Genomic DNA, 11,282 nt, shown 5'->3' with positions numbered 1-11,282 from the left:
ATCTACGCCTCGTCCAGCGCGGCCTGCAGCGACTTCTTGTACCCCTCGCTGGTGACCGTGGCCCCGGAGACCGTGTCGACGTCGGCGCTCTGCGCCTTGAGCGTCTCCTGGATCAGCGTCGGTACGGCGCCCTTGGTCTGGGGGCTGTCCGGCTGCTTCAGCATCCGCACGGAGCTGATCCGGTCCCCGTCGAGGGTCACCTCGACCTGGACGTCCCCCTTCTCGGTGGTGACGGTCGGCCCCGCCACGACCCGGCCGGACGCTGAGGCGCTCGGGGTCGTGGCGGTCGTGGGTGCCTCGGTGGCCGTGGTCCCGTGCGACGGCTCGTAGCGCCACAGCGGGACGAGTCCGGCGACGGTGAGGACCAGGACGGGCAGTGCTCGCTTCACGGTGTCGTTCTCCTCATCCCGCCAGGCTGAAGCGTTCGAAGTGGATCTGCCGCTTGGGTACGCCCATGTCGCGCAGGTGGCGCAGGACCGCGGCGGTCATCCCGGGCGGGCCGCACACGAACACGTCGCGGTCGCCGATGTCCGGGACCAGGCGGGCCAGTTCGCGGGGTGCGAGCAGGTCGGGGTCGGCAGGACCGGTGATCAGGTGCAGCTGGGCGCCCTTGGCGGCGGCCAGCTCGGACAGCTCCTCGTACAGGACCGCGTCCCGCTCCGCCGTCACCCGGTAGAGGAGGACGGCGTGGCCCTCGATGTCCTCCAACAGGGCGCGGATCGGGGTGATGCCGACCCCGCCCGCGATGAGCAGGCTGTCGGGGCGGGTGCGGTGCAGGGTGGTGAAGGCGCCGTAGGGGCCCTCGGCGAAGACGCGGGTGCCGGGCTCGATCCGGCGCAGGGCGGCCGTGCCCTCGCCGGCGGTCTTGACGGTCAGCCGGAGCTGCCGCCCGTCGGGGGCGGCCGACAGCGAGAACGGGTTGGCCTGCCACCAGCGGCCCGGGGTCAGGAACCGCCAGAGGAAGAACTGCCCGGCAGCGGCGGGCAGCCGGTCGAGGTCGCGGCCGGTGACGTACACCGAGACGACGGTGTCGGACTCGGCGACGACGGCCGTCACCCGCAGCCGGTGCCGCAGGTTGCGCCACAGCGGCAGGACCAGCCGGCCCACGAGGACCGCGCCGAGGGCCGTGCCCCACACCGTGTACCAGTAGGCGCGCGCGGCGGTGGACGCGGTGAAGGTCGTACCGGCCGCGACCTGGTGGCTGAAGGCCAGCAGGACGGCCAGGTAGGTGTAGAGGTGGATGAAGTGCCAGGTCTCGTAGGCGAGTCGGCGCCGGGCCCAGCGCGCGGACACCGCGCCCACGGTCACGATCAGGGCGAACGCGACGATCGCCCGCAGCACGCCCTCGGTGGTCTCGGCGAGGTCGACGAGCTGGTCCACCGGGTCCAGGGAGGACAGCTGGGCGTACCCGAAGGTGATGAAGACCAGGTGCGCGAGGAGGGTCCAGAGCACGGTGAAGCCGGTCCAGCGGTGCCAGGAGGTGAGCCGGTCCATGCCGATGCGGCGGTCCAGCCAGGGAAGCCGGGCCACCAGCAGCAGCTGGAAGGCCATGACGAGGGCGCCGTAGAGCCCGGCGAGGCGGCCGATGAGGATCAGCGCGTTGGAGCCGAAACCGGCATCGGCGAAGAGCACGGCCACGATGACGGCGTTGGCGGCCAGCAGGGCGTACAGGCCGGTGCGGGCCACGACCCGGGGGCGTATCGCCGTGGGGGGCGCGGGACGGGACTGGAGGGTCGTCACGGGCGGGCAGCTCCTAGATCGGGACCTGGGAGTCGAGCTTCGCCCGGGGATGCTGTCGTTTTCCTGTCGGACAACTTTCAACTGGATATCGATGTGCCTGGTGGGGACGGCCGGGTCTGGCGCAACAGGGCCCGTGAAGGAGTATGAGCGGGTGGAGAAAGTACGACTGCTGGTCGTGGACGACGACCCGCCGATCGCCGACCTGGTCGCCACGGTCGCCCGGTACGAGGGCTGGGAGGCGGTCACGGCGTACTCCGGCGAGGAGGCGCTCACCCGGGCCGCCGAGTTCCGGCCGGACATCGTCGTCCTGGACCTGATGCTGCCCGACGTGGACGGCTTCGGCGTGCTCGACCGGCTGCGCGGCTCGGGGACGATGGTGCCGGTGGTGTTCCTCACCGCGCGCGACGGCGTCGCCGACCGGGTCGCCGGGCTCACCCGGGGCGGGGACGACTACCTGGTCAAGCCGTTCGCGGTGGAGGAGCTGATGGCCCGGCTGCGCACGGTGCTGCGGCGCAGCGCGGGACCCGGCTTCCAGCGGTCCGTGCTGCGGGTCGCCGACCTGACGCTGGACGAGGACACCCGCGAGGTCCGCCGGGCCGGACGGCTGCTCGCCCTGACGCCCACCGAGTTCGAGGTGCTGCGCTATCTGATGCGCAGGTCGCCGTCGGTGCTCACCAAGGCGCAGATCCTCGACCACGTGTGGGAGTACGGCTTCGGCGGCCGCTCGAACGTCGTCGAGCTGGTCGTCAGCCGGCTGCGCCGCAAGCTCGACGAGCCGGGCGCCGAGCCGCTGATCCACACCGCGCGGGGCTTCGGGTACGCCGTGCGGCAGGCCGCCCGGTGATCGCCCGGCTGCGCCACGCCTACGCCAGACTCCGCCTCGGCACCCGCCTGGCCCTGGGCCTGGGCGCGCTGTCCCTGGTGGTGTTCGCCGTGGTCGGCACGGCCCTGACGACGTACATGCGGAACTATCTGTCGGACCAGCTCGACGCCCAGCTGGGGCTCGCCCAGGTCGCCCAGTCCAAGAGCATCGCGGAACAGGGCACACTCCAGGGCAAGAAGTACTACCGCTGGTACTACGCGGTGTACGACGTGTCGGACGGCACCCCCGTCCTGCGCAGGCCCGAGGAGAGCACCGACCTGCCCCAGGACATCGGCGACGTCACCGCCGTGGCCAGGGCGCAGATCGCCGCGGGCACCGAGGTGCTGCGCACCGAACACCTCACGGGCCAGGGCGAGTACCGGCTGCGCGCCTGCGAGGTCGAGCCCGGTGTGGTCCTGGTCAGCGGTGCCCCCATGGACGACATCGAGAACACGGTACGGCGGCTGGTCACGGTCCAGGTGGTCGCCTTCGGGCTCGCGCTGCTGGCGCTCGTGGTGTTCGGCCGCAGGACGCTCAGGCGCGGCCTCAAACCGCTCAGCGACATGGCGCACACCGCCCACGGCATCGCCTCGCACGACCTGACGGAGACGGCGGCGCGGCTGCCGGTGCGCGCGGACGGGCGGGACGGCGGTCCGGAGGTGGCGGAGCTGCGCACCGCCTTCAACACGATGCTGGACCACATCGACGACGCGCTCGCCGTGCGCGCGGAGGCCGAGCAGCGGCTGCGCCGCTTCGTCGCGGACGCCTCGCACGAGCTGCGCACACCGCTGATGTCGGTACGGGGCTACGCGGACCTCTTCCAGTACGCCGCAGCCAACGCCCCCGGGGAACGGGACAGGCACCTGGCCCGGCTGCGCGCCGAGGCCGCCCGGATGGGCGTCCTGCTGGACGACCTGCTGCTGCTCGCGCGCCTGGACGCGGCGGAGGTGGACGCGCCGCTGCGGCCGCAGGACGCGGATCTGGTGGAGCTGGCCGAGGAGGCGGCCGCCGCCTTCCGGGCCGGCCACCCGGAGCGCCCGCTGACCCTCGCGCCAGGGCCGGCCTCGGTGAAACTGCGCCTTGACCCGCACCGCATCCGACAGGTGCTGGACAACCTGCTCACCAACGCCGCGGTGCACACCCCGGCCGGTACGAGCGTGTCGCTGGCGGTGTCCGTCACGTCCGACGCCGCCCTGGTCCGGGTCGCCGACGCGGGCCCCGGCATCCCGGCCGCCGACCGGGACCGCGTCTTCGACCGCTTCTACCGGGTGGACAAGGCCCGCAGCCGGGACCGGGGCGGCAGCGGGCTGGGGCTGTCGGTGGCGCGGGGGCTGGTGGAGGCGCACGGCGGGAGCCTCGGGCTGGAGCGGGAGGAGGGGCTGACGGTGTTCACGGTCGGCCTGCCCCTGCGGGCCGCGCACTGAGGAAACCCCGCCTCCTCGGGGCAGTTCAGGAGCCCATCACCTCGGCGCCGTCCTCCAGTACCGCACTCTCCTTCCGCGGATACGGCCGTGCCGCGAGGACCGCGACGTCGTCCTCCGCGTTGCGTGCGTCCAGGCCGGTCAGGATGGTGTCCAGGACGTCGTCCACGCCGTGGCCGGTGAACCGGAGGGCGGACAGGCGGGCCATGGAGCTGTCGATGTCCTCGCCACGGCGTTCCACCAGCCCGTCGGTGAAGAGCACCAGTGTCTGGTCGGGGGCCAGCTGGTGGGTGGCCGACTCGTAGCCGCCGAAACCGGTGCCGAGCGGCGGCCCGACCGGCACGGGCAGCGGTACGGTCCGCCCGTCCCCGCTGATGAGCACGGGCGGCAGATGACCGGCGCTGGAGAGCGTGACCTGCCCCCGGCCGGGATCGATCCGCGCCAGCAGACAGGTGGCCGGCCTCCGCTCGGCCTCGCCGGCGGCGATGTCGTCCATCTGCCGCAGCACCCGGTGCGGGGGCAGGTCGGAGGAGGCGATGTAGCGCAGCGAGGAGCGGTAGGCGCTCATGTCGACGGCGGCCTCCAGGCCGTGGCCCATCACATCGCCGACGACCAGCAGGGTGCGGCCGAAATGGAGCCGCACGGTCTCGCACCAGTCGCCGCCGACCAGCACCCGGCTGCTGCCGGCCGGGAGGTAGCGGATCGCGACGTCCAGGTTCGGGTGCGGCCGGCCGGGCTCCGCCAGCAGCGCCCGTTGCAGGTCACCGGCGGTCTGGCTGACCAGGTCGTAGGCGCGAGCGTGCCGGATGTGGGAGGCCGCGCTCTCGGCGACGAGGGCGAGCCGCTCGGCCTCCGAACGGGTGAACCGCGCTCCGTACCGCCCCGCGACCAGGACGCCGTACTGGTCGTCGCCGCTGGTCAGAGGCACACAGAGCGCGGGCCGGCCGCGGCTGCCGGGCGGCTGCTCGGTCCAGGGCTCCGGTTGTCTGTCGGCCGCCGGGGTGCCTGCCTCCCGGGCCACGGCCGTGGCCCACCGGACATCGGGCAGCACGTCCGGATCTCCGGCGATCGCCTCGTACCCGGAGACGGTCTTCCCGGTGCGCCGCATGACCGCGGCCGCGCCGCCCACCAGCCGTACGACGGCCCGGGTCAGCTCGGAGCAGGTGGTTTCCTCGTCGAGTGTCGTACCGATCGCGCCCGCGGCAGCCCGCAGGGCCGTCAGCCGGACCTCCTCGCCCTCCGGCTCACCGGCCCGGTCCGCGCGGTGGCCGTCAGCGGGCACGGGCCTGCGACGGGCCTGGATCCAGCGCGCGACACCCATCACCCTCACAGAATCTCAAACCGGGGCAAGCCGGGCACCAGTCACTGGTGTCCCGGCCGCCCGTGGAGCCACGCCGCGTCAGGCCTCGTCGGGCGCCAGCCGCAGCGAGATGCTGTTGATGCAGTACCGCTGGTCGGTGGGGGTCGAATAGCCCTCACCCTCGAACACATGGCCGAGGTGGGAGCCGCAGCGGGCACAGCGCACCTCGGTGCGGACCATGCCGTGCGAGCGGTCCTCGATCAGCTCCACCGCGTCGGTGTCCTTCGGGTCGTAGAAGGACGGCCAGCCGCAGTGCGACTCGAACTTGGTCGTGGAGGTGAACAGTTCGGCACCGCAGGCGCGACAGGAGTACACGCCCTTGGCCTTGGTGTCCGTGTACTCACCGGTGAAGGCCGGTTCGGTGCCGGCCTGGCGCAGCACGGCGTACTCGGCCGGCGTCAGCTCCGCGCGCCACTGCTCGTCCGGCTTCTCGACGTCGTACGACATGAGCCTCAGCCCCTTTACTGCTGCTTACTGCTGCGACAGGCGGTCCAGGATCTGCGGGCCCAGGTCGGTCACGTCACCCGCGCCCATGGTGAGAACGAGATCACCGGGCTTCGCCATTCCCGCGATCACCGCGGGGATCTCCGCCTTGTCGTGCACGGCGGTGACGTCGGCGCCCGCCGCGCGCGCGGCCTCGATGATCAGCTCGCTGGTCACCCCGGGGATCGGGTCCTCACGGGCCGGGTAGATGTCGAGCACGACCGAGGCGTCGGCGAGCGCCAGGGACTCGCCCATCTCCTTGCCCAGCTCCTGGGTGCGGGAGAAGAGGTGCGGCTGGAAGACGACCAGGATCCGGGAGTCACCGGCGGCGCCGCGCATGGCCTCCAGGTCGGCGGTCATCTCGGTGGGGTGGTGGGCGTAGGAGTCGATCACCTGCACACCGGCCGCCTCGCCCTTGAGCTGCAGGCGCCGCTTGACCCCGGTGTAGGCGGCCAGCGCGGGCGCCAGCTCCTCGGCGGGAACGCCCAGGGCCGCACCGGCGGCCAGCGCGGCGACCGCGTTGAGCGCGTAGTGGCGGCCGGGCACGGAGACCCCGAAGGTCAGCTCCCGCCCGTCCAGCACGGCGGTGACCTGGCTCTTCAGCCCCTGCGGTACGACGGACAGGACCCGCACATCGGCGTCGGCGGCCTCCCCGTACGTCACGGTCTTCACCGACCCGTCCAGGCGCCGCGTCAGCTCCCGCGCACCCTCGTGGTCGGCGGAGATCACCAGCGTCCCGCCCGGCACGATCTTCCCGGCGAAGGTCTCGAAGGACTCGTAGATCTCGTCCATCGAGGCGTAGTTGGCGTGGTGGTCCAGCTCGACGTTGAGGACGATGGCGACCTCGGGCGCGTACTTGTGGAAGCTGCGGTCCGACTCGTCGGCCTCGGCGACGAAGATGTCGCCCTCGCCGTGCAGCGCGTTCGAGCCGGGCGCGTCCAGGTCGCCGCCGATGGCGTACGACGGCTCGCGGCCCAGCTCGCTCAGCGAGACGGCCAGCATCGACGTGGTCGTGGTCTTGCCGTGGGTACCGGCCACGGCGATCGGCCGCAGCCCCAGCATCAGCGCGGCCAGCGCGTCGGACCGGTGCACCACCGGGACGCCCAGCTCGGCGGCGCGGGCCAGCTCCGGGTTGTCCTTGCGGATCGCCGACGACACCACGACACAGCTCGCGTCGTCGGCGAGGTGCTCGGCCGCATGCCCGATGTGCACGGTCGCACCGAGCGCCCGCAGCGCCTCGGCGGTCGCCGACTCCTTGGCGTCACTCCCGGCCACCTCGGCCCCACGCTGCGCGAGGATCTTCGCGATACCCGACATCCCAGCACCGCCGATGCCGATGAAGTGCGGTCGGTCCATGGCGGCAGGAAGTCCGGGTGCCATGCAAGTCTCCATAAGATCCGGTACGAGGCTGAGCAGGCCTAGCCTATGCGCTGAAGGACCGGGCGCCTTGCAACGGGCGAGAGCTTGCCAACCGGAAGGGGCGCGGGACTGTGTCCGACATGCGGCTCCGCCGCGTGGGCGCGTCAGCCACAACACACCCGCACCCGCCTACGCGCCACATCCCCCCGGCGCCTAGGCCTTACTGTGCGAGAACAGCTTCAGCACCGGCACGCCCACTTTGTGCCGGGCCCGAGACGCCCAGTCCCGATGGAAGAACTCCTCCACATAGTGAGGATCGGTCAGCACGATCACCTCATCCGCACCGACCTCCGCGACCAAAGACTTCAGCGCGTCCAGCGGGTGATCCTCGACCAACCGCCCCTCGGCCTCACTGCTGGCAGCCCGCAGGGCCTGGACGGACACATCAAGCGCCTGCTGCCCGACACTCCGCGCCTCCTCGCCCTCAGGCGTCTCCCCCTCACGCCGGGCCTCGTCCAATTCGCCGAGGGCAATGTCGTCGATGGCCCGCAGCAGCCGGTCCGCCTGGTCGCCGCGCGGCTGAAGGAGCACATGGAAGGAGACCGACTCGTCTCCGTGCAAGGTGGTGACGAACTCCACGTCGACGGACGTCAGGGCCTTCTCGATCATCAGAACGCTTGTGAACACGCGGCGCCTCTTCCCTCCGTGGGCCCTGCAGGGCCCTGCGGAAACCATCCTGCCCCGTGATCGCACGGGTAGTGCCGGACCTAGTCTGCCCGCCCGAAGCTAAACGGAACGGCTGATTCCGCCGATTTCAGGACCGACGGTAACGACTGAACAGGAAACCGTCCTCTTCCAGCAGGGACGCGAGTTCGAAGCGCCGCGGCACGGTGACGGACGGCCCCCCGGCGATGCGCTGCGCGTCCCCCGCGCTGAGCATCGGCGACACGGTCAGGCACAGCTCGTCGAGCACGTCCGCGGCCACCAGCTGACCGAGCAGCCGGGGCCCGCCCTCGGTGAGCTGCCGGGTGTGGCCGAGGTCGGCGAGGGCGCGTACCGCGCGGGCCGGGTCGATGCCCGCACCCTCCCCGGCGACGACCACCCGGGCGCCGGCCTTCTCGGCGGCCGCGACCCGGTCCGGGGCGGCGGAGGCACCGGTGAGGATCAGGGTGGGCACCAGGGGCGACGTGAACAGCGGGAGGGCGAAGTCCAGGTCCAGGCCGGCGGTGACGATCGCGACGGCCGGGGCCGGGCCCTGCCCCGCGGCCTGCCGGGCCGCCGCGAACTCCGCACGCGCGCGTGCGGGGCGGTACCCCTCCTGCCGTACCGTTTCCGCGCCCACCACGATCACGTCCGCGAGCGCCCGGAGCGTACCGAAGACGCGCATGTCGGCCGCGCTGGAGATGGGCTGGGAGCGCCCCTCGTGCTGGGCGGCGCCGTCGAGGGTCGAGACCATGTTGGCCCGCAGCCAGGGCCGCCGGGGCCCGGAACCCGTCTCCGGGTACGCGTAGGCGGCGGCCAGCTCGGCGAGGGTCCACTCGCGGTTCATGAGCAGGTGGTCCATGGCGGCCTGACCGAGCGCGTGAGCGGCATGAGCACCGGCCGCCCCAGGCACCTCCTCCCCCTCCGCGCTCCCACCGAAGGCCTGGGCTGCTGTTTCGTAGGTCACAGGGAACAGGCGTCGCATGTCGTGCAGTGTGACACGGCGCTTAGCATGGGTAACCGTGTCGTCCTCCACCGCCGCCCCCGGTTCCAGCCCTTTGACCGATGCGGGCCCGCAGTCCCTGTGCGCCCGTGAGCCGCACGTCCCCGCGGACCGACTGGTCGCCGAGATGGTGCCGCCACCGCGTTTCGACTCGGTGCGCTTCGCCACGTACATCCCGGACCCGAACCAGCCCAGCCAGACCGAGGCCGTGCGGGTGCTGGACGGCTTCGCGGCCGGGCTCGGCGGCGCCCACGCCGTCGGCGGCGGCAAGCGCGGCTTCTTCGGATTCGGCCGGGCCAAGGCGCCGAAGACCCCGGCGGGCCCCCGCGGTGTCTACCTGGACGGCGGCTACGGCGTCGGCAAGACCCACCTGTTGGCCTCCCTGTGGCACGCCACCCCGGCGGAGCCCTCGCTCAAGGCGTTCGGCACCTTCGTGGAGCTGACCAACCTGGTCGGCGCGCTCGGCTTCCAGCAGACCGTGCAGACGCTGAGCGGCCATCGCCTGCTGTGCATCGACGAGTTCGAGCTGGACGACCCCGGCGACACCGTGCTCGTCTCCACCCTGCTCGGCAAGCTGGTCGAGGCGGGCGTGGCGCTGGCCGCCACCTCCAACACGCTGCCCGGGAAGCTCGGCGAGGGCCGGTTCGCCGCCGCCGACTTCCTGCGCGAGATCCAGGGCCTGTCCGCCCACTTCCGCGCCCTGCGCATCGACGGCGAGGACTACCGCCACCGCGGCCTGCCCGAGGCTCCGGCGCCGTACTCGGACGAGCAGGTGACCAAGGCGGCGTACGCGACCGCGGACGCCTCGCTGGACGACTTCCCGCATCTGCTGGACCACCTGGCCAAGGTGCACCCGAGCCGGTACGGCGCCCTGACCGACGGACTGAAGGCGGTGTGCCTCACCGATGTGCGGCCGGTGCCGGACCAGTCGACGGCGCTGCGGCTGGTGGTGCTGGCGGACCGGCTCTACGACCGTGAGGTCCCGGTGCTCGCCTCCGGCGTGCCGTTCGACCAGCTGTTCAGCGAGGAGATGCTGAACGGCGGCTACCGCAAGAAGTACTTCCGCGCGATATCCCGGCTCACCGCGCTGGCCCGGGACGCGAAGGGGCTCGTCAGCTCGTAGTCAAGGGCCAGTTCACGCCACCCGACCCGCACTTTTCACGCTCTCTTGCGCCCGTAACCCGCCGTTAACCCTGCAAAGGTCTTTGCAGGGTTAATGTGTTTCTTGACCAATCGTTGACCAATGCTTGGTTCGTGCAAGAGGCGTGAACTCCTGGGAGGAGGGTGCATGTTCCGAGGTACGACGGCCCGGACCCTGCTTGCCCTGCTCACCGCCGCCCTGCTCGCACTGCAGTTCTTCGCACCCACGGGAACCTTCGCACCCGCGCATACGCTCAGTCATGCGAAGGCCAAGGCCGCGCCCGAGACCGCGCGCCTCACGAAGCCCGTGCGCAAGGGGATGGGCACGTTCCGCGAGGGCGGCTGCTCCCAACAGCCCGTGGGTGACCAGCACCTGCGCGACCGGCAGCGCGGCTCCGCCTCCGGCTGGGCGCAGGAGCGCCCGCTCATAGCCCGTCAGGCGGCCGCCCCGCACACACCGGCCGCGTCCGGTGCCCCGCACCACCGCACCACGAGATCCTCCAGAGCCCACTCCCCGGCAGCTCTTCAGGTCTTCCGCTGCTGAGAGACGGCTCGTCCTCCCCCCACCACGAACGTCGTGCAAGCCCGACGCGCCGCTGCGGCGCGCCAGGAGGAGTCCACACGCATGCAGCCCCTCATCGACAACGCCCGTACCTTCGGACAGCGCCCTGAGGAGTTCGCCAAACTCGCAGAAGGCCAGTCCCCGCAGGTCCTGTTCATCACCTGCTCCGATTCCCGGGTCGTCCCGGCCCTGATCACGGGCGCCCGCCCCGGCGAGCTGTTCGAGCTGCGCACCGCGGGCAACATCGTCCCGCCGTACGCCTCGCAGCACCCCACCAGCGAGGCCGCCACCATCGAGTACGCCGTGGAGGTGCTCGGCGTCCGCGACATCGTCGTCTGCGGGCACTCGCACTGCGGTGCCGTCGGCGCGCTGGTGCGCGGCGACGACCTGACCGCCGTACCCGCCGTGCGCGACTGGCTCGCGCACGCCACCCCGCGCCCGGCCGGCGCGGCCGAGGACCCGGAGGTCGCCGAGGGCGTCCAGGCCCATGTCCTGACCCAGCTGCTGCGCCTGCGCTCGTACGCGTGCATCGAGCGCAAGCTGGCGCAGGGTCAGCTCGGCCTGCACGCCTGGTACTACGAGGTGCACACCGGCGCCGTACGCGCGCACCGCCCGCAGACCGACACCTTCGAAGCCCTGTGAGCGCGCCG

The 11,282-nt window shown here is 72.2% G+C and carries 12 protein-coding genes; 5 read left to right on the top strand and 7 right to left on the bottom strand.

Annotated elements, in window-relative coordinates:
* Positions 1-2: 2 nt before the first annotated feature.
* Positions 3-389 carry an FMN-binding protein gene (locus tag BEK98_RS43565; RefSeq protein ID WP_094222378.1) on the bottom strand — a complete coding sequence of 129 codons (387 nt, stop codon included), beginning with the start codon at positions 387-389 and terminating at the stop codon, positions 3-5.
* A gap of 13 nt (positions 390-402) precedes the next feature.
* Positions 403-1,740 carry a ferredoxin reductase family protein gene (locus BEK98_RS43560; RefSeq protein WP_094222377.1) on the bottom strand — a complete coding sequence of 446 codons (1,338 nt, stop codon included), beginning with the start codon at positions 1,738-1,740 and terminating at the stop codon, positions 403-405.
* Positions 1,741-1,891: 151 nt separating this feature from the next.
* On the opposite strand from BEK98_RS43560, the gene BEK98_RS43555 reads away from it, so the two are divergent.
* Together BEK98_RS43555 and BEK98_RS43550 are read left to right on the top strand one after the other, a co-directional pair.
* The gene (locus tag BEK98_RS43555) at positions 1,892-2,584 is read left to right on the top strand and encodes a response regulator transcription factor (RefSeq protein WP_094222376.1); all 693 of its coding nucleotides are present in this window, start codon (positions 1,892-1,894) and stop codon (positions 2,582-2,584) included.
* Positions 2,581-4,026, top strand: coding sequence for a sensor histidine kinase (locus tag BEK98_RS43550; protein ID WP_094222375.1), 1,446 nt, complete (start codon positions 2,581-2,583; stop codon positions 4,024-4,026). Before BEK98_RS43555 ends, BEK98_RS43550 begins: the two co-directional genes overlap by 4 nt.
* Before the next feature lie 25 nt (positions 4,027-4,051).
* Here the strand turns inward: BEK98_RS43550 and BEK98_RS43545 are convergent, their stop codons facing one another.
* The 5 genes from BEK98_RS43545 to BEK98_RS43525 form a co-directional block, all read right to left on the bottom strand.
* Complete coding sequence (locus BEK98_RS43545) at positions 4,052-5,344, bottom strand: PP2C family protein-serine/threonine phosphatase (protein ID WP_244202231.1); 1,293 nt, start codon at positions 5,342-5,344, stop codon at positions 4,052-4,054.
* Between the two features lie 78 nt (positions 5,345-5,422).
* Complete coding sequence (gene msrB / locus BEK98_RS43540; protein WP_094222373.1) at positions 5,423-5,830, bottom strand: peptide-methionine (R)-S-oxide reductase MsrB; 408 nt, start codon at positions 5,828-5,830, stop codon at positions 5,423-5,425.
* Between the two features lie 24 nt (positions 5,831-5,854).
* Positions 5,855-7,246: a UDP-N-acetylmuramate--L-alanine ligase gene (gene murC, locus BEK98_RS43535; protein WP_094222372.1), complete on the bottom strand. Its 1,392-nt coding sequence runs from the start codon at positions 7,244-7,246 to the stop codon at positions 5,855-5,857.
* Between the two features lie 192 nt (positions 7,247-7,438).
* A complete protein-coding gene (locus BEK98_RS43530) occupies positions 7,439-7,912 on the bottom strand; it encodes an indole-3-glycerol phosphate synthase (protein ID WP_208643398.1) in 474 nt (157 codons plus the stop codon).
* A gap of 127 nt (positions 7,913-8,039) precedes the next feature.
* A complete protein-coding gene (locus tag BEK98_RS43525) occupies positions 8,040-8,912 on the bottom strand; it encodes a dihydrofolate reductase family protein (protein WP_094222371.1) in 873 nt (290 codons plus the stop codon).
* A 37-nt stretch (positions 8,913-8,949) separates the two neighbouring features.
* Here BEK98_RS43525 and zapE point away from each other — a divergent pair, with 37 nt between their 5' ends.
* From zapE to BEK98_RS43510, 3 genes are all read left to right on the top strand, one after another.
* A complete protein-coding gene (gene zapE, locus BEK98_RS43520; RefSeq protein ID WP_094222370.1) occupies positions 8,950-10,053 on the top strand; it encodes a cell division protein ZapE in 1,104 nt (367 codons plus the stop codon).
* Positions 10,054-10,218: 165 nt separating this feature from the next.
* The gene (locus BEK98_RS43515; RefSeq protein WP_094222369.1) at positions 10,219-10,614 is read left to right on the top strand and encodes a hypothetical protein; all 396 of its coding nucleotides are present in this window, start codon (positions 10,219-10,221) and stop codon (positions 10,612-10,614) included.
* A gap of 81 nt (positions 10,615-10,695) precedes the next feature.
* A complete protein-coding gene (locus BEK98_RS43510; RefSeq protein WP_094222368.1) occupies positions 10,696-11,274 on the top strand; it encodes a carbonic anhydrase in 579 nt (192 codons plus the stop codon).
* The last annotated feature ends 8 nt before the right edge of the window (positions 11,275-11,282 follow it).

It is taken from the genome of Streptomyces diastatochromogenes (assembly GCF_002242805.1).
Classification (GTDB): domain Bacteria; phylum Actinomycetota; class Actinomycetes; order Streptomycetales; family Streptomycetaceae; genus Streptomyces; species Streptomyces diastatochromogenes.
This window is presented reverse-complemented; position numbering and strand designations above follow the sequence as displayed.

Bases quoted from the DNA above. Each gene is read 5' to 3' on its own strand.
- BEK98_RS43545 (WP_244202231.1), bottom strand. From the start codon at position 5,344: ATGGGTGTCGCGCGCTGGATCCAGGCCCGTCGCAGGCCCGTGCCCGCT.
- msrB (WP_094222373.1), bottom strand. From the start codon at position 5,830: ATGTCGTACGACGTCGAGAAGCCGGACGAGCAGTGGCGCGCGGAGCTG.
- murC (WP_094222372.1), bottom strand. From the start codon at position 7,246: ATGGCACCCGGACTTCCTGCCGCCATGGACCGACCGCACTTCATCGGC.
- BEK98_RS43525 (WP_094222371.1), bottom strand. From the start codon at position 8,912: ATGCGACGCCTGTTCCCTGTGACCTACGAAACAGCAGCCCAGGCCTTC.
- BEK98_RS43515 (WP_094222369.1), top strand. From the start codon at position 10,219: ATGTTCCGAGGTACGACGGCCCGGACCCTGCTTGCCCTGCTCACCGCC.
- BEK98_RS43510 (WP_094222368.1), top strand. From the start codon at position 10,696: ATGCAGCCCCTCATCGACAACGCCCGTACCTTCGGACAGCGCCCTGAG.